This is a genomic window from Flavobacterium sp. (assembly GCF_046317795.1).
Classification (GTDB): domain Bacteria; phylum Bacteroidota; class Bacteroidia; order Flavobacteriales; family Flavobacteriaceae; genus Flavobacterium.
This window is the reverse complement of record NZ_JBKCVI010000108.1, coordinates 1-21,970: the sequence shown is the minus strand read 5'-3', so window position 1 is coordinate 21,970 and position 21,970 is coordinate 1. Positions and strand designations below refer to the sequence as shown.

Here is a 21,970-nt window from a genome sequence, read left to right as displayed (position 1 = left end):
CGTCTAGTGTGAACTTGTCTTGCTTACCTGCTCTTTAATACTCCCCAACCCTTCGCTCAAAAAAATTTGTTTTTCCTTAAAGGCTTATCATTTCCATCCACTCAAAAGGGTTTTCATTTAAATAAACTTTTGGCGATCCTAAGCTTTGCAGAAGTCTATCAGCAACGAATTTTATGTATAGAGACATTTGCGTAGAATTCATACCGATAAGTTCCACTGGTAAAGCTTGAGTAACAAAAGACATTTCAATGTCGACTGCCTCACAGATGATCTCCTAAACCCTTTCGACTGAAAGTTTGTTGACAAGTTTTGAGTAAAGTAGGCATGCGAAGTCAGTATGAAGTCCTTCATCTCTAGATATTAACTCGTTACTGAAACTTAGTCCAGGCATCAAACCTCTTTTCTTCAACCAGAATATCGAACAAAAACTGCCTGAGAAGAAGATGCCTTCAATTGCAGCAAATGCTACAAGTCTTTCAGCGAACGAATATGTGTTAAACCACTTAAATGCCCAGTTTGCTTTGCTTCTGACGCTCGGTATATTTTCAATTGCTTTAAACAAAAAATCTTTTTCTTCTTTGCACTAAACTAGGTTATCTATCAGAAGGCTGTAAGTTTCCGAGTGAACATTTTCTATCATCATTTAAAACCCGTAAAAGTGACGTGCCTCTGGTACCTGAACTTCTGAGCTAAATCTTTCTGCGATGTTCTCGGCGACAATTCCATCAGAAGCAGCAAAAAATGCCAAAATATGCTTGATGAAATATTTCTCATCGCTATTTAATTTGTTTTCCCAATCAGACAAATCTTGATGCAAATCAATTTCTTCAGCTGTCCAAAAACTAGCTTCCATTTTTTTATACCATTCCCATATATCTTGATGCTTGATTGGAAAAATTACAAAGCGATCTTTGTTTTCTTTTAGAATTGGTTCGATAGTAGCCATTTTGAATTTTTAATTATTATTTTAGGTGTTATTTATTGAAATGTGTATGTTACAAAGATTATCAAATGAAACGTAAAAAGAAAGTCAAACTTATTCACAATCGGCTATAGTTTTTAACAAATTGAATAAATTTGATAATAATTTACAAAAATATAATGTCTTGATTTTTAATAGTTTACAAAAAACTAAAAGTTAAAAATCCCCTAAAACAAAGGGAATTAAGAATTTTCTTTCTATGGAATTTTAACATTTATCTTCACGTTAAATTTTAATTTTTAGAATAAAAAAAAGTGATTTTTCTAATTGAAAAATCACTTTTTAAAACAATGCTAGTAAAACCTGATTTTAGTCGGTTATGTATGTTTTATTCCCGTTGGAATTGATATAATATTCTCCGCCTCTTGGACCGGTATAAACTGTTTTGCCTTTGTATTTTCCTGTGACTTTATCTTTCTTTTTTGGTGCTTTTTCGTTAGATGGTTTTTCTTTTTTCTCTTTTTCCTTTGAAGCAGTATACCTTTTGTCTGGTGTTCCATCTTTTTTCAAAGGGACTTTTGATTCTTTAGTTGAATTAGAATACCTCTTATCTGGTGTTCCATCTTTTTTTAGAGGAACTTTTGTTTGTGATTCTTTTTTTGACTTTGTTGATTTTTCCGTTGTTGATTTAGCTTTTTTGTCTTTTGTTTCTGCTTCTTTTTTTGACTTAGTTGATTTTTGAGTTGTTGTTTTTGATTTTTCACCTTTTTTTTCTTGTCCATTCATATTTAAAACGAAAGCGAAAAGGAGTGAAAATAAAAATAGTTTTTTCATGATGTTTTGTTTTAATATTAGAGTCATAAAAGTAAAGAAAAAACTATTTGAATATTTTAAAAGTAATTAAAAATACGCTCGAAGTTGAACATTTCCAGTATGAATGGTTTGGCTTGCCACTGATTTTCTACCTTGGTAATTAACATTAATATCTAGAAACTGTGTTAAATTCTTTTGTAAAAGTAGTCTCCAAGTCATGTTTTTACCAGGTTGTAAGCCCTCCAGCATTTGGAAAGCTACTGGCGACAAAGCATCGCCTTGAAATTTATTTTGATAAAAAGAGAATTCTCCATTCATGGTAATTTTACTTTCGCTGGCATAAGAAAACGAAGTGCCAAATCGACTTTGTACTAATTTTTCTGAATTTCCAATTTGGTTTTCTTTATTTTGGTATTCATAAAAAATATCCCAGCTGGCATTTTTATTGAATAAATAAGAGATTTTTGGATTGCATTGATAGCCCAATATGGTGAAGTTTCGTGCCGAATAATTTTCAGAAACTAAACTGGTCTCGATAGTTTTTGTACCCAAAGAAAAGAGCCAAGTTTTTTTAAGTAAATGAAGGTATTGTAATTGATGTGAGCCGTTTTTGGTTTCTTGTGAACCTACAGAAAGTAAACTTTTCAGTCGGTTTTGAATGAAGGTATAGGTAACGGAATGCTTTTGTTTTCCACGATTGTAGAACAAACTATTTCGAAAACTGGAATTCAATCCCAATAAATTTTCATCGGAAGCTGTGAACGGATTAAAATAAAAATTATTCCCGTTTTGTTCTGTTTTTCGTTCCACTAAATAGGATGTTTGATTGTAGAAATAGGATAGAATCTTTTTAAACCCTGCGGCACTTTGCCACCTAATTGGATTTAAATTCAAAGATTGCGAAAATTTATTTTGGTGTGTTTTTACAAAAACTTGGTTGGGCAAAAAGACACGAATATATTTTGCTTGATCGGGAAATGGTGCGACTTCAAATTCTTCTAATTCCTGAATTCCATTACCATTATAATCATTCCAAGTATAAACTCCTTGCCCTGGTTCAACTTCTAGATACGTAAACTCTTGTTGTGCAATACTTCCAGAGGTGTTTTCATATGCTGTGGTAACTTGCACTAATTGATTAAAATATTGGTCGTTATACAACAAACGGGAATTTAATGAGGGTTCGTCTTGACGAGTATTGTCTTCGTATTTCAAATTTCTATAATTGACAAACAGCGTTAAATCGCTTTTTTTGGTTTGCACTAATTTAGATTTCAAGTAATAGGATTGAGAAGTATTTACTTTTTTTAACAATCCGTTCTGCAAACTATCATTGACACGATGAAGAAATCCTAATTCTACAAATACTTTGGTACTATCACCTCGACCAATCAATGCTCCATATTCTGTAAATTTCTGGCTCAGAGCTGATAATTGATTGGTGGCAACCAATTTTTCTTTATTATCTTCCAATCGCAAACTGCTTCCAATCCAGTTTTTCTTGAAATGATACTTCACTTGACTTTCATTTCTCAAAAATTTGGTCTCCGAATAATTACCATCACTATTCAAGATGCTAGAATTTTGTACAATGTTCCAGTTTTTAAGCACAAACAAACCATTGATAAAGTGACGATTTCCAGAAAAACTTTTGGAAAAATCCAACTTTTCAAACTGGTATCGCAACTTCCCTTTCTCGGGCAATGTGAAATCCAAACCTGTGACTAGCAAACTTTGATTGCCTTCAAAAGTGGTTAGGTTCCAATCCCGATTAAATTCAATATTGAATAAACGTTCAATGGTTTTGAAATTTTCCTGTACGTATTGATAATTTCCAAAAGCATTTACTTGCCATTTTTTGGTAAATAATCGCTGTTTGAAGTTTAACTTTCCCGCAACACCTTTATTATTATTATCATTAATGGATGAAAATAAATTCAAATCATTATTACTCACACCTAGTTCAAAATCAATCAATGTTTTTTCACTAGGATTGTATTTTCCTAAAACGGTAGCAATTTGAATTTTTGTTGGCGCAACCAATCGTGTAATGGGTTCGTAATTTCCCTGTGGTATACCATTTAGAGGTTGGACATATTGGTAAATTTTTCCAATAGCTGAAGAGTTCAACACTATATAATTTCCAAGATTATTCCCTACCAAAGAAAAGGTAACATTATATAGTATATCATTAGGATTGTTGGATTGTTCAAAAACTTCAACACCATTAATAATTACTTTTTTATACAAAATCTTGTTATCAGAATAGGTGTCCAAATAGGCCGATGGTGCATTCATTAAATTAATATCATCACCAGCATTTTTTAGAATTTCGATTTGTTCCGCTGATAAATTTTGCTGTAATGGTTGGTTTTTTACATCATTTTCAGAATACAAATAGCCCCCTAAACTCCACGTTTTTGCTTCGTGATTGACGCCGCCATAAGAAACAAAACGAGTATAATTTCTATCGGAATATTGGTATTCAATCACGATTCTCATTTCGGAAGTAATGGGAAAAAGTGACGTAAAAGTGATTTCTCCAGCATTGTAATCAATAATGTAATCATTATTATCTCCGCGCTGGCGTAAAATTCCATTAACATAAACTCTTTCTGAACCCGAAATTACCAACACGAACAATTCGCCATTGTTCCCACGCAATTTATATGGCCCTTGATTTCCTTCTTGTCCAGTAAACGAACTTTTGGCATATTGCCCACGAACTAAAGCTGCCGCAGCAAAAATTTCGGTCTTGTTCTCTTCGCCACCGTAGGAAAATCGAGTTGAAAGTCCTTGTACTTTCTTGTTGAAATTTAAAAATCGTGATTGTCGATTTTCCAGAAATAAATCTCCTGCACGGATGTTCCACTTATCCGTAAAAAGTTCGATAAAGATTTGGTCAAATTCATCCAGTTTTTGGGAATATCCTCCATCTTGAAGCGGAATATTACTATCTTGAATAGAGGCACGAAGCGAAACTTTATCCGATATTTTCCCTGTGATTTGCAAATCGAGATTGGAACTCACCGTAGCATTTTGATTATTCCCAATAGTAACGCCACGCGAAATACTTCCCGAAGTAATCAATCCGTCAAAGGGAACAAACTTTTTTACAGACCGATTTACTTTATAGAGATTTCCGGCTTCATTAGGAACTACTTTGTCTTGGTCGTAAATGCTGTAGGTTTTGGTTAACTGTTCGGGGTATTTAAAATAGCGAATGGTAATACTGTCATTGGCAGTAAACCCGTTTTTGAAAAGAAGTTTTCCTGTTTTGAAATCTACTTTATAAAAAGTAGAATCAACTTCTTTTCCTTCAGAAGTTACTAGTTTAAAAAAACTTGGACTGATACTTACTTTTTCTAGCGTTATGGTATCCTTTGAAACGACCACTTTTTTTGTTTGATAAAGCGATTTGATTTCCTGAGCCGAGAGCTTAGAAATTGCAAAGAATACAAAGAGTAAAAAAAGTTTTTTTAGCATACATAATAAAAACGCAAAAAAGCTGTTTTGTGTATAATTATAGTATTAAATGCAAGACTAATTTACTCCTTTGTAACCACTTGCATTGTTTCTCTAGAAATTTGTTTCAATAAAACCGTTTTATCTTTTTCTACAATTTCGGCAGCTGCTGCAGTAAAATGTCTGATGGTGTATAAAGATACATTTTCGTTGTAAAAGACTTTAAATTTTTTGGACAAAATGTTTTTCAACTCGTTAAATTTTCCAAATTTATCTTCAATACAAACTGAAAAACTTATCGCCGAGTTTTGAATTAAACTCACTTTCATTTTATACTGGTGAAACAAGGCGAAAATTTCACTGATGTTTTCTTCCATGATAAATGAAAAATCGATTGACGATAACGAGAGTAATAACAGGTCTCGTTTAATAATAAAACATGGGGTTTGTGGCTCTAAATCTTTTCCTTTAGAAACGCTTGTTCCTGGCAACAATGGATTGATAAACGATTTTACAAACAAGGGGATTTCCTTTTTCTGTAATGGTTGCAACGTTTTTGGGTGAATAACGGTAGCGCCATAAAATGCTAACTCAATTGCTTCGCGATAGGAAATTTGGTTAAGCAACATCGCATTTTCAAAAAATCTCGGATCAGCATTCATAACGCCTGGCACATCTTTCCAAATCGTTACGCTTTCAGCATTCAAACAATAGGCAAAAATGGCTGCGGTATAATCCGACCCTTCACGCCCTAAGGTTGTGGTAAAATTATTGTCATCCGATCCCAAAAATCCTTGAGTAATAGAAAGTGCTTTTTTATTAATTCCTTTTGAAATAAACTGTTGAGTTCTTTCCCAATCAACATCAGCATCTCTGTAATTGTTATTGGTTTTGATGAAGTTTCGAACGTCAATCCAATTGTTTTTCAAGCCAGCATGATTGAAATAATGACTTACGATTGTGGTGGAAACTATTTCCCCATAACTCACAATTTGATCATACACAAAGTTGTAATTAGGCGATTTATTACTTCGAATGAAATACTCTAAATCGGCAAAATGACTTTTTACTGCAAAATATACATCGTGCTCTTCGTCATCAAAAAGGTCAAGTAAAATTTGATTGTGGTACTTTCTAACCTCTTGTAATGAAGAATGCAACTCAGGCGATTTATCAAAGTAATTTTTGATTACGATTTCCAAAGCATTCGTGGTTTTTCCCATGGCAGAAATTACTAGAAGTGTGTCTTCATGACCTACTTTTTCTAAAACACTAAGCACATTTTTAATTCCATTAGCATCTTTTACAGAAGCGCCACCAAATTTGAATATTCTCATTTATTAAGTATTACGATTTGAGTATTAAGTATTAAGATTTTTTAAGTATTAATATTTGAGTAGTAAGTATTAAGATTTATTTTTTAAAAATTCATTTATTCCGTTTTCATCCATGTGAACAACACGCCAATCGTCCAAGACTTTTGCACCTGATTTTATATAAAAATCAATCGCTGGTGTGTTCCAATCCAGAACATTCCATTCAATTCTACGAACTTTATCTCTCTTGGCTTGAGCGATAATTTCAGCAAACAATGCAAATCCCAATCCCGAACCTCGCATTTTTTCTTTCACAATTAAATCCTCCAAATGAATGGTTCTTCCTTTCCAAGTGGAATAACGGAAATAATATAAGGCAACCCCAACAACATCTCCATCAAATTCTGCTACAAAACTATAGAACAAAGGATTGTCTCCAAAACCATCGCGTTCTAAATCGGCAACAGTGACAACGACAGCATCGGGTTCTTTTTCGAAAGTTGCCAATTCTTGAATGAGTTCAAGCACTGCTTTCATGTCTTTTTTTTCGCCTTTTCGGATAATCATTTAGGAAAAATTTGAAACAAAAATACAATTAATAATTTCTTCTAGAAATACATTTTTTCTTTGACAAATTTAACGATATTTGCAACCACAACTACAACGATTTCGTAATGGAAGAACGCAACAAAACCTTAGGTGAATTTATCATCGAAAATCAGAAAGCACATCAGTATTCATCGGGAGAATTATCCAAAATTATCAACTCCATTCGCTTGGCTGCCAAAGTGGTTAATTACAAAGTAAACAAAGCGGGTTTAGTCGATATTGTTGGTGCTGCTGGCGAACAAAACATACAGGGTGAAGACCAACAAAAATTGGACGTTTATGCTAATACTATTTTTATTCAAACCTTGATTAATCGTGAAATCGTTTGTGGAATTGCTTCAGAAGAAAGTGATGATTTCATTACAGTTCAAGGATTAGACGAGGGACATAATAATAAATATGTGGTTTTAATGGATCCGTTGGATGGTTCATCCAATATTGATGTGAATGTTTCAGTTGGAACTATTTTTTCAGTATTTAGAAGAATTACACCTATTGGAACTCCAGTTACTTTAGAAGATTTTTTACAACCCGGGACACAGCAAGTAGCTGCGGGTTATGTCATTTATGGAACCTCAACTATGCTTGTATATACAACAGGTCACGGTGTGAATGGATTTACTTTAAATCCTGCCATTGGTACTTTTTATCTTTCACATCCCAATATGCAATTTTCCAAAGATGGAAACATTTATTCCATTAACGAAGGAAATTATGTTCATTTCCCTCAAGGCGTAAAAGATTATTTGAAGTATTGCCAATTGGAAGAAGAAGACAGACCTTACACATCAAGATACATCGGAAGTTTGGTTTCTGATATTCACAGAAATATGATTAAAGGCGGAATTTACATCTATCCAACAAGTTCCAAATCGCCAAAAGGAAAACTACGTTTACTATATGAGTGTAATCCAATGGCTTTCATCACAGAACAAGCTGGCGGAAAAGCAACCGATGGTTTTGGAAGAATTATGGAAATTCAGCCCACAGAGCTACACCAACGCGTTCCATTCTTTTGCGGAAGTTACAATATGGTAAAAAAAGCTGAAGAATTCATGGCAAAGTATTGCTAAACAAACCGAATGTATCTGTTTTTTATTTATTCATGTTTGTCATTTCATAAACAAAAGTATCTAAATCCACATTCATAACTAATAATGATAGTGCTTTATCAACAATAAAAGGAACATTCCCTGGCGTAAACCCTAATGCCAAAGCAAACTTGATTAAAATGTGTTTTTGTTTTGGCCCGAGTACATGATCAGCATAAACCATTCTTGACAAATCATACAAACGCTCCAAACGTTGAGAGTGTAAATAAGGGGGATTGATTGGATATTTTGAAGGATTTTCTAAAATCTCTTCATATTCTGCTGGAGAAATTTCCAAACGTATGGCTAACTTATCTAAAAATTCCTTTTCTTCCTCTGTCATATCTCCATCAGCAGTGGCAACACGAACAATGGCCGAAAAATGACTTTTATTTCTACTTTTAAACTCGTTATCAAACAAATCTGAAATTGACATAATGTTATTGGTTTTATACCACAAAGGTAAGCCAATTTCCTTTTTTTTGAAAATGATTTGTGAAAATTTTTTATATCTATTTTAGGAAGAAATTATGAATGTAAAACAAAATAAATTGTATGTTTACGTTCCAAAATAACCAAATCACCATGTCAGATTTCTGGATATACTTCACTATCGGGTTAAAGCATGTACTTAGTGTTTTTGCCTACGACCACATTTTATTTCTTCTTGCGTTGACTGTTCCATATGAATTTAAATCATGGAAAAAAATACTAATTTTAGTATCCGTTTTCACACTAGGACATACACTAGCGCTATTCCTTTCCGTTTTTAATATACTGTCCATCAAACCCTCGTTTGTTGAATTTTTGATCCCTATAACTATTCTCATCGCTGCCTTGTACAACATTATTATTGCTGGGAAATCGAGCAAAAAAGAGAATAGTATTGTTATTAGCATTATCACTCTTTTCTTTGGTATCATTCACGGATTAGGATTTTCAAACTATTTCAACAGCATCCTTTCAGGAAAACCTACTGATAAACTATTACCGCTTTTCGAGTTTGCCCTCGGAATAGAAGTAGCACAAATAGTGGTAGTCATTGTTTCTTTACTTTTAGCATATATAGTCCAAAATTTATTCAAATTCTCCAAGCGAGATTGGATTTTAATTATTTCAGCTTTTACTGTTGGAGTGATAATCCCCATTATTATTCAAAATGAAATTTGGTATAAATAATTTTTATTTGGAGCGAATGGTTTAGGTATATTTGCTATCCATATTCCTGTCTCGTCTCTTTCAAAAACAAGACGAGAGGCTAAAAGAAACATCATTTGAGAATCAGTAACCTTGAAACAAAAAAAGAAACTGAAAGAATTTTAGAATAAAATGAAAGAAGCAAAACAAAAAAAATACGACACCGCTTACCTACGAATTGCTGCCGAATGGAGCAAATTATCCTATTGCAAACGAAAACAAGTTGGTGCCATCATTGTTCGCGACCGTATGATCATTTCCGATGGTTACAACGGAACACCATCGGGTTTTGAAAACTGCTGCGAAGACGAAGAAGGATTAACACAGTGGTATGTACTTCATGCAGAAGCCAATGCGATTTCAAAAGTAGCACGCTCCACCCAAACTTGTGAAAATGCAACCTTATATATTACACTTTCACCTTGCAAAGAATGCAGCAAACTCATTCATCAATCAGGGATTAAACGCGTTGTGTATCAACAGGGTTATCGTGATACTTCTGGTCTTGATTTTCTTCTAAAAGCTGGTGTCGAAGTACATCAAATTGAAACTTTAGAATAGATACTGAACTAAATTCAGCATAAATGAAATCAAAGAACAACTACTTGCCAATATTGTTATTTTCCTGCGTAGCGCTAGGAGTAATTATTGGTGGTATGTTGAATTTTCCGGAAAGAAAAATTTCTAAACAAAATGCTCGTAAAATTAAAATTGAACGACTCATTGATTTTATAAATGAAGAATATGTTGATGATGTCAATTCTGATTCTATTGTAGATTTAACAGTGAGCAGCATTTTGGCTAATCTCGATCCACATTCCGTTTATATTCCACCCAATGAGCAATCCACCGAAGCGGAAATGATGAAAGGTGATTTTGTGGGAATAGGCGTGAATTTTTTTATGTATAATGATACTGTTACCGTTGTAAAACCTCTTGAAAATGGTCCAGCAGCAAAAGCAGGAATTATTGCAGGCGATAGAATTTTATATGCTGATAAATCCAAACTTTTTGGAAGAAAACTACCAACAGATAGTTTATACACCAAGTTAAAAGGAGAAGAAGGTTCGAATGTTTTGCTAACTATTTATAGAAAAAGCACTAACAAAAAACTAAAAATCCCTGTTGTTCGCGAAGTTGTTCCAATAAAAAGTGTTGATACTTATTTGATGCTAAACAAAACCTCGGGTTACATTAAAATCAATCGGTTTGCCGAAAATACGTATGATGAATTCCATTTGGCATTGGAACAATTAAAAAAACAAGGCATGTCTACTTTAGTCATTGATTTGCGTGATAATGGCGGAGGATATTTGGAAAAAGCAGTAGAAATTGCCGACGAATTATTAAAAGACAAAGAACTAATCGTTTTCACCAAAAACAGAAAAGGAACTATAACAAAAACCTTCGCCACCACAGAAGGTATTTTTGAAACAGGACGAGTTTTTGTTTTGATAGATGAAAATTCAGCATCGGCAAGTGAAATATTGGCTGGCGCTATTCAGGATAATGATAGAGGAACAATTATTGGGCGACGTTCTTTTGGGAAAGGATTAATACAACGGGAGATGGATTTTGATGATGGTTCTGCAGTTCGGTTAACTACTTCCAGGTATTATACGCCAAGCGGTCGTTCCATTCAAAAACCTTATGTGAAAGGCGAAGGAGAAGCATACAGTCACGATTTTGACATCCGTTTTGAAAGCGGAGAATTATATGCCAAAGACAAAATAAAAGTAGCTGACTCGCTCAAATTCAAAACGAAAAAAGGCCGAATTGTTTATGGCGGTGGGGGAATCGTTCCTGATATTTTTGTTCCTTTGGAAGTAAAAAAAGGAGAAGAAAGTTTGGCTTATATTTTAAATTCTGGTTTGGTTAGTCATTTTGTTTTTGAACAATTGGACAATAATCGTAACGCTTTTAAAGGTGTAAATTTTCAAGCGTTCTTAACCAAAATGCAGCAAGACGAAACTTCTGTTTCAAAGTTTGAGAGCTACTTAAAAGACTCGGGTTTAGACATGACTTTGTCAAACAATAACCCTTTAGTAAAAAAATACCTCACCGCAGAATTTGCCCGACAACTTTTTGGTGAAAGCCAATACTATCGTATTCTTTTGAAAGATGATACGATGTTGGAAGCTGTGTCGAAATAACTTTATTTCCTAACACTATCATGCACTTGCACATGAATTCCATCATTCCATAATGTTAGAATATCCGTTGCAACTGCAGCACCACTTCCAGCTGCTATTGCCAGTTGGCTTCGCCAACCAGCCAAAGTTCCAGTAACATAGATTCCATCGGTAACTTTGTGGTCAATATTGCTGAGTTGGATTCTGTTTTTCTCTGCAATTACTTTTTGATGTGGTAGGACAAATTCTTCTAACCCTTCAATAGTAAAAGGATTTGCAGCGCCTATGCTGATGACAACTATTTTTGATTGATAAGAATTCTTATTGGTAATAATAGCAAAATCTTCGGCTTCGGCTTCAATTTTCATCACTTTTTCGTTGGGAATTTGAATAACATGAGGATACAATTGTTGCAACTGATTAACACTTTCTGTTAATAAATCAGCACCCAATTTACCAACAGGAATTCCATAAGCATTATTAAAAAGTGCGTCTTGAAGTGAAGATGCTTTTTGATGCGTGACAATTCCAATTTTTTTATCAGAAGCAAAAGGTTTATGTTGTGCCGAACCTAAAACCAAAGCACAAGACATTCCTGAAACGCCGCCACCAATAATCAAAACATCAAACATGGATTAGTTTTTTAGTTTCTCCTCAATTTTTTTAGACATTCTAAAAATCAGTAGAATTAAAACCGCGCAAAAAGAAGCTACTATCCCAATAAGAGCAATCATACTATTGCCTTTGAATGGTTTGTTGAAATCAAGAAGAAAAACATTTAGTATTATCAGTGCAATAGCAAGAACAATAAGGATATAGGTGAAAATTTTCATGATTAAAATTTATACTGTAAAAATAGTAATTTTTACAGTTATGAAAAAAATCCTTTAACATTAGTAGTAACTTTTTTAACAACTATTCAAGAACAGAAACTCAAAATTCCAAATCTAAAATGGCTATTTTTGCAACAGAAATTATTATCCATAAACTAAAAAAATTCATGTTTCAACTAGGCAAAACCATAGTTTCTGAAGACATCCTCGAAAAAGATTTTGTTTGTAATCTTTCGGCTTGTCATGGTGCTTGTTGTGTAGATGGCGATGCTGGTGCTCCTTTGAGCAAAGAAGAAACAAAAATTCTGGAGGAAATCTATCCCAAAGTAAAACCCTTTCTACGCAAAGAAGGTGTTGAGGCCATAGAAAGATTAGGCACTTGGGTTGTGGGTACTGATCAAGATTTAGAAACACCATTGATAGACAACAAAGATTGCGCTTATGTTATTTTTGATGGGAAAACAGCACTTTGTGGCATTGAACAAGCTTACAATCAAGGAATAATCAACTGGAAAAAACCTGTTTCTTGTCATTTATACCCAATTCGCGTGAAAGAATTTTCAGAATTTGCCGCTGTTAATTATGACCGTTGGGATATTTGCAATCCTGGCTGTTCCTTGGGAAAAGAACTGGAAGTTCCCGTTTACAAATTTGTAAAAGAAGCTTTAATTAGAAAATTTGGGGAAGATTGGTATGTGGAATTAGAAAAAGTTGCCGAGGATTTAAAAAGTGGGAAATAAGATTTGCGATTTTAGATTGCAGAAAAAATTTCTATTCTAAAATCAAAAATCGTTAATCATCATTCTTCAATCAAATAAAAAAGCCCTCTCATTACAATAAACGAGAAGGCTTTTTTGGTGGAGAAGATGGGACTCGAACCCACGACTTCTTGCCTGCCAGGCAAGCACTCTAACCAGCTGAGCTACATCCCCAAATATTGGCAAAGATAAAACAAATAATAATTTATTTTTTATAAAAAAATAGATGATTAAAAATTATCTTCCCATTTCAAAAAAAGCAATTAAGTTTTTATTTATTTAGAAAAAAATTAAGTATACTTGCACTTCAAAATAAAATTTTAACTGTCTAAAAACCAATAACCAATGAAAAAAAAATTACTACTTTTATTATTTTTTGCAGCTTTTAGCTCCTATTCTCAAACAATTGTAAGTACTACACCACAAAACAAGAAAGTAATCTTAGAGGAGTTTACAGGCATTAATTGTCAGTTTTGTCCCGCAGGTCACACTATTGCTAACGCCATTAAAAATGCAAATCCTGCTGATGTATTCTTAATTAATATACATGTTGGTGGATTTTCAACACCAGCTGCCGGTCAACCCGATTTTAGAACATCATTTGGAACAGCTATTGCTAATCAATCAGGATTAACTGGCTACCCAGCGGGAACAGTAAACCGAACTGCATTTGCTGGTTTATCTCAAAATGGTGCTACAGGAACTGCAATGGGCAGAAACAATTGGACCAATGCTTCAAACCAAACCCGCAATCAAAGTTCGTATGTAAACGTGGCAACAACTGCAAGTATTAACGTTAACACAAGATTGTTAACTGTATTTGTAGAAGCTTATTACACTGGAAACAGTCCAGTTTCTTCAAACAGATTAAATGTTGCCTTGTTACAAAACAACACATTGGGACCACAAAGTAGTGGTGGTTTGGGTGATAATTATCCTCACCAACATAGATTAGTTCATATGGTCACAGGACAATGGGGAGATACTTATACTACAACCACTGCTGGTACACTTGTAACAAGAACCTATACTTATACTATACCGGCTGCTTATAACTCCATTCCTGCTGAATTAGGAGATTTTGAAATTGTAGCTTTTGTTGCTGAAGGACAACAGAAAATTATTTCTGGTAACGGTACAGTTCCGACTTATACTGGTTTAATTGCAAATGATGCAAAAATAAAAGAAGTAAAGGATATTGCCGAACAATGTGTAAATACTATACAACCTAAAGTAGAAATTCAAAATAATGGCCAAAATAATCTAACTAGTTTACCTATTACTTATAGCATAAATAATGGGACTCCACAAGTATTCAATTGGACAGGTAATTTATCTTCATTTGCTAAAACAACACTAACATTACCTTCTATTACCTATAGTTTACAAGCGAATAACAATTTAAATATTTCATTACCTACTGATGACAATACAACAAATAACACTGGTACAATGGCTTTTATAAAAGCTCCTGAAACTACAACCTCAAATCTAACAATCAAAATTACATTAGATCAATACGGTTCAGAAACTACATGGACGTTAAAAAACTCAACAGGTGCAACTGTTGCTTCAAGTCCAGTTTATGCTGACTCAGCTGCTTCTGGTGCTTATCCACAACCTGACATCAACATCAATGTGCCAAATGACTGTTATACATTTACAATTTTTGATTCATATGGTGATGGTATAGTTGGCGCATATGGAATTGGTTCGTATAGAATTTTTTCTAATGGTGTTGTTATCTCAGGTGTTGAAGGTGGTGAGTTTGGGTCATCTGATGCAAGATCTTTTGGTGTAGCTAATCCTTTAAATATATCCGAAATTTCTAGAAATCCAATTTCTATTTTCCCAAATCCATCAAATGGAATCATCACTATAAATACAGAAAATACTTTAAGTATAACTGTTTGTGACATTGCTGGTAAAGTTGTCTTTTCTAAAAATAATGTTACTAATAATGAAACTATCAACTTATCAAACCTTCAATCTGGTGTTTATTTAGCCAAAATGGTTACTGAAACAGGAGTAGAAGAAACTAAAAAAATAATATTAAACTAATCCAACTTAGCCATGCTTTGAAAGAAAGCATGGCTACTTTTAGATTTAAAAAAATTAAATTATGAAAAAAATAATACTCTTAGCACTTTTTATCAGTCAATTTTCTTTTGCGCAAGAAATTACTATGACTAGACCTTCTGACGGTTCTCCGATAGTAAATGGTACTGTATTGGCTAGTAATGTAACCGGTGATCCAAGTGAGATTAAATTTAAAGTCAGAAACACTGGTACTACAACTACAAATGTTTGGGCAAGATGTCAAAGTTTGGTTAATAACAATGGTTCAAATTTTCAATTTTGTTTTGGTCAAGAATGTATTGGAGAAGTTGCTTTAGGTGGAGTTTACCCTAGTGTGGCACTTACTCTAGCTCCAAATGCTGCTAATGGTAATTTTGATCATTTTTTAAATTATAACAACGGGAGCGGAGCTTTTCCCATGGATTTTGTGTTTAAATTTTTTCAAACTAATCAAACAACACAAGGAGGAGCAGAAGTTGGTAACTCTATAACTGTAACTTATAGATTTGACCCAAATTTATCCATTGACGATGTAAACCAATTACAAAACTCTGGCGTAATTATTAAATCAACAATTGTAGATAGCGAATTAACTTTAGATGTACTAAAACCCACCGTAATGAGTATTTATGATTTGAATGGTAAAATAGTAGTTAATTCTAATTTGGATTACGGAATTCAAAATATTGATGTTTCCAATTTAAGTTCTGGAATTTATTTAGTCAATTTTAGAAATTCTGAAGGGAATTCATCAAACAAAAAGATTGTCAAAAAATAATTTAATTTTTTAGCATAAAATAAGGTTCAACAATAAATTGAACCTTTTTTTTATAACGAATTTATCCAAGTTTCAATTAATTGTACTGCTTCAGTATGTCTTTTTGTTCTTGTTAAAGGTGGCATTATATACAATAAATCATTTTCTGTATTTATTCTGTAATGCAAAATAGATAGATTTACATTGCCTGGAGTTACCGTAACGTTGTTATAACCTTCTAAATAATGTGCAGCGTGAGCAGTAACGCCCATTTTTACTGGGTTTATAGTTTCATTAAACGCAAAACGCAAGTTGTGTGAAGATGCTTCTCCACCGTTCTCATGACAATGAGCGCAATTCGCATCAAAATAAGACCTTACTCTTAAATCTAGTGATTTAGAAGTGTCATTAAAGTCAACCGTTGAATTAATCTGATCGGGTAAATTATTTTCTAAATAACCAAACTCTATTAGCTTGTTCAATTGATTTTTTGAACCATCCGCATAATTAAAATTGTAGTTAATGTTTTGAGGTTTAATGCCTAACGGATTAATGATTTGATTGTTAAAAGTAGAATGGCATCGCAAACATTCAAAATCAACTTCTGGTGTTCTGTAATTTAAAGTATGAACAACATTGTTAGCGTCTTTCCAGCTTAAATCTCTGGCAGTACTTTGAGTAGTAAGTAAGGCATCTGATTGTTCATCATTCCAAATATAGTTTGCAAAAATCCATCCTGTAGATTTTCTGATCATTATTCGAGTTTCAATAATTTTAGTAGTGTTATTGGGTTGCACATTTTTATAATAAAAATTTTTAATTAGTGCTGCACCTACAGGTAATTCAAGAACATTACCATCGCCGTTAAAAGTTGCTTTTACACCATTTGGCATCCAAACAAAGCGATTTTTTAAAGCATAATCTGAAAAAAGTTCGCTGTTTGGTTTATAAGGAATGACACCGTAAGAGGGTTTCTGTTCTTTTATATTTCCTTTAAAAAAATTGTAATCCGAAAGTTTTGGATAAGGCACTTTTGCTAAATCTAACACAACAGGATACGTTTCTATTTCAGTATAATCTTCTTTACTACACGATAAAAAAGAGTAAAAAAATAATACTAAAACAATTTTTAAGCTTTTCATTTCTTACTTTTTAGAATGATGTATTTAATGACAAAGAAACTCCTGAACTTTCTGGAACATTTCTACAAACTCCTCCAACGCAAACTAATCCTCCACGTTGTCTTCCGTAACTTAGGGCAATTCGTGTAGTTTTTTTTCTGTAAGCACCCCCAATATTATAGTAGTGATTTCTCTGATACTCCAAATCGTTACCATAGTTATATAAATCCATAATATAAAAAGAATACTTAGAATTTGCATTAAACTCAACCGTTGAACTAGCCCAATTTTTCTTATCGTAATCAGCCCACATGTGTTCACCAACGATACGTATTGATTTTGTTGGTGTAAACTTATAAGTTGCTTCCGCTGCTGCAATATTCGTATGAATAACACCATCTGTTCCTTCGACTAACTGTTTGTTATAATATTGATTGATATAACTAAAGGCCGACTGCCATTTATTGTTCCATTTTTTAGTCACCTCAATACTAAAATCGGTATAATATTTTTTACCAAACTTTAAAAAGTCTGTTTGATAATCTTGTGGATTAAAAATATAAAAAGTTCCGCTTAAAGCATTCCAATTTGAGGCATTTACTGCTATTTTCATTCCATTTTTACCTCCCAAAGTAGTTCCTTTTTTTATATCGTAGAACACATCTATTTGCCCACCTATTTCTCCAGCTTTCAATAAATCTTTATCCGCTATAAATACACCCGGCTGGGCTTGATAAACATATATATTAGCTAAATTATAGTGTTGCTGCTTCGTTAAGCTAGGAATAAAGTTCATTATTTTATCGTTAAATTCATTGCCTTTTGCCCCTCTTTCAGAGAAGAAGCTCATATTTTCTAGTCTTCTAAAAGTGGCATCCACTCCAAATCCTTTTTTAGAATATCCTGTATTTATTAAAAAAGATGACCCTGGCTTCACCAATCTGTTGTTTACTTGGTTATTTATCTGAACAACAGCATCTTCTGCTTTATAATTCATCTCAAAAGAAATGTAGTAAGAGTTGTGAGAGAAGTTTACTCTTCCCCCAAACGCATTAGTAAGATCATTAAATTTTTGATCAGGAAGATCTAATTTTTCATCTCGACCTACATAATTAAAACCAAGTGTTAAATCTGATGTTTGAAATTTAAAAAGAGTTTTTAAATCAAACTCAACATCAGTACCATATATTTTACTGTCAGCTACATCAAAACCAGTTCTTTGCTGTCCATACAATGATTTAATTGTAATAAAACTGGTAGGTTTAAAAATTACTCTTAATCCTCTTAATGCATTATTAATTCCCAATGCTCTATCTTCCCAACTTCTTAATAACAATCCGCTACCAAACTGTTCATAAAAATAACCTCCTGTTATGTCCAATTTTTCTGATTTATATTGTATAAAATAGGTTGCAACATTAGTCCCATTATATTTAGGATTTAAGTTTAGTAAGGCATTTTGCTCATAAGCTTCCCCTTGAATTCCGGCTGACCAGTTCTTATAATTATAATTAAGAAACAAATAATTATTTGATCTTAATGGCTCATCTGGATGGGATGTTGGATTATTGAACTCATCTTTTAACCCTTTATCATTTAAATACCATTGTATGTTTGATTCAAATCCTCCTGATAAATTTCCATTAACTTGTGAAAATACTGAGATAGATAAAAGAAAAAGCAAAATAAAACTATATAACTTTTTCATTTATTTAAGAGATTTCAATTTTTCAAACAATTCTAATTCGTTCCCAGGCACATACCCATTTTGAACATGAACTATCGTATTGTTTTTAACAACTATTGTGTAAGGTATGTTAACTATGGTTAGTGCTCTTTTTAGATCCTGATTAGAATCTAGCAAAATAATAAACTCCCATTCTTTCCCATTTGTTAATGGTTTAACTCTTTTCTGAGTTCTTGCATCATCAATAGAAACCGCAATTACATCAAAATTTACTTCTTTTTCCCATGTTTTTTGTAAATCATTAATCTCGTCTAATTCATTGATGCAAGGCGTGCACCATGTAGCCCAAAAAGAGTAAACATATAATTTGTCTTTTTCCGAAAAATCATTTTTCAACGATATTTTTTTTCCCTCTAAATTGGCAATTGAAACATCGGGTAAATTAGTTTGAGCGTTTAAATTTAATCCTATAAAAAATAGGCTAACAATAAATAATTTCATGGTTTAATATATAATTTTCACAAATAAATGAATAATGTTATTGAATATGAAATTTTTTTTATTTTTTTGCAATATTATATTCATTTTTAAATAAATAAACATGGGAAAAACATATTATTTAAATTTATTATTTTTTGTTTTGCTTTTCGTTTCTTGTGGTGATACCAATGTAGTTGAAAATATTCCTGATGGAGGTGTAGATACTCCGCCTATATCTGGCTACTTCAAAAAAAGAGTTTTAATAGAAGATTATACAGGAACATGGTGTGGGAATTGTACCAGAGTTTCTTATGCCATTGATCAAGTCAAAGAGCAAAGTGACAAAGCTGTAACGGTTGCTATTCACAATGGTAATGATCCATTTCATTTTGCAGGAATTGCACCTTTAAAAAACTTAATTTTACCTAATAGTCCATTAGCTTTACCAGTATCTAGATTAAACAGAATGATTGTTTGGACCTTCCCAGAACCAACAAATGTTCAAGAAGCTTTAAATCTTACAGGAAACAATTCTGGATTAGGGATTGCTATGAATTCTAACGTTGAAAATGGAAACATTAATCTTGATGTAAATGTTAAGTTTGCCTTAAACTACTCAAACTTAAAGTTGATAGTGTATCTTTTAGAAGATAATCTTGTCTATTCCCAACGTAACTACACAACTTATTATAATAATGTTAACCCAATTACAAATTATGTTCATAACCATGTTTTAAGAGCATCTATGACTGACATACTAGGGGAAACTATTTCAGGAAATACTTCTGCTGGAAGTTCATTTACTAAAAACTTTACCATTCCAGTTCCATCAAATATTGCAAATGCTGACAATATTAATTTCGTAGCTTTTCTTGTAGGCGAAGATAATATAGCTATAAACGCACGAGCATCACACGCAAATGAGAATCAAGAATTTGAAGAAAACCCATAATTAAATTTTATACTTATAAATAAAGTTGCGAAAAGGCATCCTTATTTATTACTACATGATGAATATAAATGATTTATATTCATCATTTTTTCTTTTTCATAACCTTTAGTAATCGTAATTACAGTTGCTTATTCCCTAAATAGCCAAGCCAAAAAAAAGAGAAAACGACTTATTGTAATATTTTAGTAAATTTACAGCGTTAAATTATCTTAAATGAGTAACATTAGAATTACAAAACAATTTTCTTTTGAAACCGGACACGCACTTTATGGCTATGACGGCAAATGCAAAAACGTGCACGGGCACAGCTATAAATTATCGGTTACTGTGATTGGCAAACCAATTTCGGATAATACAAATGTGAAGTTTGGGATGGTGATTGACTTTTCTGATTTGAAGAAAATTGTGAGAGAAGAAATTGTAGACTTGTTTGATCATGCTACTGTTTTCAATAAAAATACACCACATGTTGAACTGGCTGCCGAATTAAAAAATCGGGGACATCATGTGATTTTAGTAGATTACCAACCCACAAGTGAAAATATGGTAATTGACTTTGCGCAAAAAATTAATAATCGATTGCCTGCTGATATTCAATTACATTCTTTAAAATTGCAAGAAACCGAAACTTCGTTTGCCGAGTGGTTTGCTTCGGATAACTAAACTGTCTCACTGAGCGCAGTCGAAGTGCTTTTATTAATCAATAATTTTAAATGACAATTTCACCCAACAAAAAAATATACTTTGCTTCTGACCAACACTTTGGTGCACCCACTGCTGAAGCCAGTTTTCCTCGTGAACAAAAATTTGTAGCTTGGTTGGATGAAGTAAAGCAGGATGCCGAATGTATTTTCCTTTTGGGCGAGTTGTTCGATTTTTGGTTTGAATACAAAACGGTAGTTCCCAAAGGTTTTGTGAGAGTTCTAGGTAAGCTAGCCGAAATTCGCGATAGCGGTATTCCCATCTATTTCTTTGTTGGTAACCATGATTTGTGGATGTCGGATTATTTTGAAAAAGAATTGAATATTCCTGTCTACCACGACAATCAAGAATATACTTTTAATAACAAGACTTTTTTAATTGGTCATGGCGATGGAAAAGGACCAGGAGACAATGGCTACAAACACATGAAAAAAGTGTTTACCAATCCGTTTTCTAAATGGATTTTCCGTTGGTTACATCCTGATTTGGGCGTGAAATTGGCGCAATACTTATCCGTAAAAAACAAACTAATTTCTGGCGAAGCCGATGTGAAATTTTTGGGTGAGGAAAACGAATGGTTGGTTCTTTACTCCAAACGAAAACTCGAAACCAAACATTATAATTACCTCATTTTTGGTCATCGTCATCTACCGATGATGCTATCCGTTGGCGAAAACGCTCAATACGTTAACCTTGGCGATTGGATTGGCTATTTTACTTATGGTGTTTTTGATGGGGAAAGTTTTGAGTTGAAGGAGTATAAATAATCATATATTTTGAATTTTCAACTCTAACAGAGTTCGAAACTCTGTTAGAGTTTAGAGTGAAAATCACCTCAAATCTTTCAATCGTAATTGCACTGTCACATTTCCGTTAAATTCATTTTCGTCAATACAATATACTGCTTCAAAAGGATTTTGGTTTTTGGTTAGTTCCAATTTATTTCCCAGTCCAAAACCAATAGCACCAAAACCTTCGCTACTCCCGAAGCTTCGGGACTGTTTGACAAAAAGCTTCAAATGTTCTTCGTTTTGACCAATTCCTTTAGCATAACCA

At 33.0% G+C, this 21,970-nt stretch carries 20 protein-coding genes, 1 tRNA gene and 2 pseudogenes; 10 read left to right on the top strand and 13 right to left on the bottom strand.

The annotated features are described in order from the left end of the window. Positions 1 to 79: 79 nt before the first annotated feature. The 5 genes and pseudogenes from ACK5ON_RS06530 to ACK5ON_RS06510 form a co-directional block, all read right to left on the bottom strand. Positions 80 to 946 (bottom strand): annotated as a pseudogene (locus ACK5ON_RS06530) (ribonucleotide-diphosphate reductase subunit beta); the annotation flags it as partial. 345 nt (positions 947 to 1,291) lie between these two features. After that, positions 1,292 to 1,756, bottom strand: coding sequence for a hypothetical protein (locus ACK5ON_RS06525; RefSeq protein WP_409820966.1), 465 nt, complete (start codon positions 1,754 to 1,756; stop codon positions 1,292 to 1,294). Positions 1,757 to 1,822: 66 nt separating this feature from the next. After that, a complete protein-coding gene (locus ACK5ON_RS06520; RefSeq protein ID WP_409820963.1) occupies positions 1,823 to 5,221 on the bottom strand; it encodes a hypothetical protein in 3,399 nt (1,132 codons plus the stop codon). Positions 5,222 to 5,283: 62 nt separating this feature from the next. Further along, the gene (locus ACK5ON_RS06515) at positions 5,284 to 6,537 is read right to left on the bottom strand and encodes an aspartate kinase (protein ID WP_396173165.1); all 1,254 of its coding nucleotides are present in this window, start codon (positions 6,535 to 6,537) and stop codon (positions 5,284 to 5,286) included. A 69-nt stretch (positions 6,538 to 6,606) separates the two neighbouring features. Then, positions 6,607 to 7,083: a GNAT family N-acetyltransferase gene (locus ACK5ON_RS06510; RefSeq protein ID WP_396173163.1), complete on the bottom strand. Its 477-nt coding sequence runs from the start codon at positions 7,081 to 7,083 to the stop codon at positions 6,607 to 6,609. A gap of 107 nt (positions 7,084 to 7,190) precedes the next feature. Between ACK5ON_RS06510 and fbp the strand changes: the two genes are divergently transcribed. Continuing rightward, a complete protein-coding gene (gene fbp, locus ACK5ON_RS06505) occupies positions 7,191 to 8,198 on the top strand; it encodes a class 1 fructose-bisphosphatase (RefSeq protein WP_396173161.1) in 1,008 nt (335 codons plus the stop codon). A gap of 22 nt (positions 8,199 to 8,220) precedes the next feature. Here fbp and ACK5ON_RS06500 read toward each other — a convergent pair whose 3' ends face one another. After that, on the bottom strand, positions 8,221 to 8,652 hold the full coding sequence (locus ACK5ON_RS06500; protein WP_396173159.1) for a TerB family tellurite resistance protein: 432 nt from the start codon (positions 8,650 to 8,652) through the stop codon (positions 8,221 to 8,223). Positions 8,653 to 8,801: 149 nt separating this feature from the next. On the opposite strand from ACK5ON_RS06500, the gene ACK5ON_RS06495 reads away from it, so the two are divergent. From ACK5ON_RS06495 to ACK5ON_RS06485, 3 genes are all read left to right on the top strand, one after another. Next, the gene (locus ACK5ON_RS06495) at positions 8,802 to 9,395 is read left to right on the top strand and encodes a HupE/UreJ family protein (protein ID WP_396173221.1); all 594 of its coding nucleotides are present in this window, start codon (positions 8,802 to 8,804) and stop codon (positions 9,393 to 9,395) included. 150 nt (positions 9,396 to 9,545) lie between these two features. Further along, positions 9,546 to 9,974, top strand: a complete 429-nt coding sequence (locus ACK5ON_RS06490; RefSeq protein WP_396173157.1) for a deoxycytidylate deaminase — start codon at positions 9,546 to 9,548, stop codon at positions 9,972 to 9,974. 23 nt (positions 9,975 to 9,997) lie between these two features. Next, a complete protein-coding gene (locus ACK5ON_RS06485; protein WP_409820958.1) occupies positions 9,998 to 11,566 on the top strand; it encodes a S41 family peptidase in 1,569 nt (522 codons plus the stop codon). Positions 11,567 to 11,568: 2 nt separating this feature from the next. On the opposite strand, the gene ACK5ON_RS06480 is transcribed toward ACK5ON_RS06485, so the two are convergent. Both ACK5ON_RS06480 and ACK5ON_RS06475 read right to left on the bottom strand, forming a co-directional pair. Beyond that, positions 11,569 to 12,177, bottom strand: coding sequence for an FAD-dependent oxidoreductase (locus tag ACK5ON_RS06480; RefSeq protein WP_409820955.1), 609 nt, complete (start codon positions 12,175 to 12,177; stop codon positions 11,569 to 11,571). 3 nt (positions 12,178 to 12,180) lie between these two features. After that, complete coding sequence (locus ACK5ON_RS06475) at positions 12,181 to 12,378, bottom strand: hypothetical protein (protein WP_409820952.1); 198 nt, start codon at positions 12,376 to 12,378, stop codon at positions 12,181 to 12,183. 167 nt (positions 12,379 to 12,545) lie between these two features. Between ACK5ON_RS06475 and ACK5ON_RS06470 the strand changes: the two genes are divergently transcribed. Continuing rightward, a complete protein-coding gene (locus ACK5ON_RS06470; RefSeq protein WP_409820968.1) occupies positions 12,546 to 13,118 on the top strand; it encodes a DUF3109 family protein in 573 nt (190 codons plus the stop codon). Between the two features lie 115 nt (positions 13,119 to 13,233). Here the strand turns inward: ACK5ON_RS06470 and ACK5ON_RS06465 are convergent. Then, positions 13,234 to 13,310 (bottom strand) — tRNA-Ala (locus tag ACK5ON_RS06465). Positions 13,311 to 13,481: 171 nt separating this feature from the next. Here ACK5ON_RS06465 and ACK5ON_RS06460 point away from each other — a divergent pair. Both ACK5ON_RS06460 and ACK5ON_RS06455 read left to right on the top strand, forming a co-directional pair. After that, the gene (locus ACK5ON_RS06460; RefSeq protein WP_409820949.1) at positions 13,482 to 15,197 is read left to right on the top strand and encodes an Omp28-related outer membrane protein; all 1,716 of its coding nucleotides are present in this window, start codon (positions 13,482 to 13,484) and stop codon (positions 15,195 to 15,197) included. A gap of 61 nt (positions 15,198 to 15,258) precedes the next feature. Beyond that, the gene (locus ACK5ON_RS06455; protein ID WP_396173149.1) at positions 15,259 to 15,993 is read left to right on the top strand and encodes a T9SS type A sorting domain-containing protein; all 735 of its coding nucleotides are present in this window, start codon (positions 15,259 to 15,261) and stop codon (positions 15,991 to 15,993) included. Positions 15,994 to 16,043: 50 nt separating this feature from the next. Here ACK5ON_RS06455 and ACK5ON_RS06450 read toward each other — a convergent pair whose 3' ends face one another. The 3 genes from ACK5ON_RS06450 to ACK5ON_RS06440 are packed head-to-tail and all read right to left on the bottom strand — an operon-like array spanning position 16,044 to position 19,281. After that, complete coding sequence (locus ACK5ON_RS06450; protein WP_396173147.1) at positions 16,044 to 17,114, bottom strand: hypothetical protein; 1,071 nt, start codon at positions 17,112 to 17,114, stop codon at positions 16,044 to 16,046. Between the two features lie 10 nt (positions 17,115 to 17,124). Then, positions 17,125 to 18,801: a DUF6029 family protein gene (locus ACK5ON_RS06445; protein WP_409820946.1), complete on the bottom strand. Its 1,677-nt coding sequence runs from the start codon at positions 18,799 to 18,801 to the stop codon at positions 17,125 to 17,127. After that, complete coding sequence (locus ACK5ON_RS06440) at positions 18,802 to 19,281, bottom strand: TlpA family protein disulfide reductase (RefSeq protein ID WP_409820944.1); 480 nt, start codon at positions 19,279 to 19,281, stop codon at positions 18,802 to 18,804. Between the two features lie 100 nt (positions 19,282 to 19,381). Between ACK5ON_RS06440 and ACK5ON_RS06435 the strand changes: the two genes are divergently transcribed. The 3 genes from ACK5ON_RS06435 to ACK5ON_RS06425 all read left to right on the top strand — a co-directional run bounded on the left by ACK5ON_RS06435 (position 19,382) and on the right by ACK5ON_RS06425 (position 21,681). Beyond that, entirely contained in the window at positions 19,382 to 20,212 is an 831-nt protein-coding gene (locus tag ACK5ON_RS06435; protein ID WP_409820941.1) for an Omp28-related outer membrane protein, read from the top strand. A gap of 213 nt (positions 20,213 to 20,425) precedes the next feature. After that, a complete protein-coding gene (locus tag ACK5ON_RS06430) occupies positions 20,426 to 20,875 on the top strand; it encodes a 6-pyruvoyl trahydropterin synthase family protein (protein WP_396173141.1) in 450 nt (149 codons plus the stop codon). 50 nt (positions 20,876 to 20,925) lie between these two features. Beyond that, positions 20,926 to 21,681: a UDP-2,3-diacylglucosamine diphosphatase gene (locus ACK5ON_RS06425; RefSeq protein ID WP_409820938.1), complete on the top strand. Its 756-nt coding sequence runs from the start codon at positions 20,926 to 20,928 to the stop codon at positions 21,679 to 21,681. A 63-nt stretch (positions 21,682 to 21,744) separates the two neighbouring features. Here the strand turns inward: ACK5ON_RS06425 and ACK5ON_RS06420 are convergent. Continuing rightward, positions 21,745 to 21,970: pseudogene (locus ACK5ON_RS06420) on the bottom strand (single-stranded-DNA-specific exonuclease RecJ); the annotation flags it as partial.

Excerpts from the sequence above, each read along its gene's own strand:
- ACK5ON_RS06525 (WP_409820966.1), bottom strand. The coding sequence starts at position 1,756 with ATGAAAAAACTATTTTTATTTTCACTCCTTTTCGCTTTCGTTTTAAAT.
- ACK5ON_RS06520 (WP_409820963.1), bottom strand. The coding sequence starts at position 5,221 with ATGCTAAAAAAACTTTTTTTACTCTTTGTATTCTTTGCAATTTCTAAG.
- ACK5ON_RS06515 (WP_396173165.1), bottom strand. The coding sequence starts at position 6,537 with ATGAGAATATTCAAATTTGGTGGCGCTTCTGTAAAAGATGCTAATGGA.
- ACK5ON_RS06510 (WP_396173163.1), bottom strand. The coding sequence starts at position 7,083 with ATGATTATCCGAAAAGGCGAAAAAAAAGACATGAAAGCAGTGCTTGAA.
- fbp (WP_396173161.1), top strand. The coding sequence starts at position 7,191 with ATGGAAGAACGCAACAAAACCTTAGGTGAATTTATCATCGAAAATCAG.
- ACK5ON_RS06500 (WP_396173159.1), bottom strand. The coding sequence starts at position 8,652 with ATGTCAATTTCAGATTTGTTTGATAACGAGTTTAAAAGTAGAAATAAA.
- ACK5ON_RS06495 (WP_396173221.1), top strand. The coding sequence starts at position 8,802 with ATGTCAGATTTCTGGATATACTTCACTATCGGGTTAAAGCATGTACTT.
- ACK5ON_RS06490 (WP_396173157.1), top strand. The coding sequence starts at position 9,546 with ATGAAAGAAGCAAAACAAAAAAAATACGACACCGCTTACCTACGAATT.
- ACK5ON_RS06485 (WP_409820958.1), top strand. The coding sequence starts at position 9,998 with ATGAAATCAAAGAACAACTACTTGCCAATATTGTTATTTTCCTGCGTA.
- ACK5ON_RS06480 (WP_409820955.1), bottom strand. The coding sequence starts at position 12,177 with ATGTTTGATGTTTTGATTATTGGTGGCGGCGTTTCAGGAATGTCTTGT.
- ACK5ON_RS06475 (WP_409820952.1), bottom strand. The coding sequence starts at position 12,378 with ATGAAAATTTTCACCTATATCCTTATTGTTCTTGCTATTGCACTGATA.
- ACK5ON_RS06470 (WP_409820968.1), top strand. The coding sequence starts at position 12,546 with ATGTTTCAACTAGGCAAAACCATAGTTTCTGAAGACATCCTCGAAAAA.
- ACK5ON_RS06460 (WP_409820949.1), top strand. The coding sequence starts at position 13,482 with ATGAAAAAAAAATTACTACTTTTATTATTTTTTGCAGCTTTTAGCTCC.
- ACK5ON_RS06455 (WP_396173149.1), top strand. The coding sequence starts at position 15,259 with ATGAAAAAAATAATACTCTTAGCACTTTTTATCAGTCAATTTTCTTTT.
- ACK5ON_RS06450 (WP_396173147.1), bottom strand. The coding sequence starts at position 17,114 with ATGAAAAGCTTAAAAATTGTTTTAGTATTATTTTTTTACTCTTTTTTA.
- ACK5ON_RS06445 (WP_409820946.1), bottom strand. The coding sequence starts at position 18,801 with ATGAAAAAGTTATATAGTTTTATTTTGCTTTTTCTTTTATCTATCTCA.
- ACK5ON_RS06440 (WP_409820944.1), bottom strand. The coding sequence starts at position 19,281 with ATGAAATTATTTATTGTTAGCCTATTTTTTATAGGATTAAATTTAAAC.
- ACK5ON_RS06435 (WP_409820941.1), top strand. The coding sequence starts at position 19,382 with ATGGGAAAAACATATTATTTAAATTTATTATTTTTTGTTTTGCTTTTC.
- ACK5ON_RS06430 (WP_396173141.1), top strand. The coding sequence starts at position 20,426 with ATGAGTAACATTAGAATTACAAAACAATTTTCTTTTGAAACCGGACAC.
- ACK5ON_RS06425 (WP_409820938.1), top strand. The coding sequence starts at position 20,926 with ATGACAATTTCACCCAACAAAAAAATATACTTTGCTTCTGACCAACAC.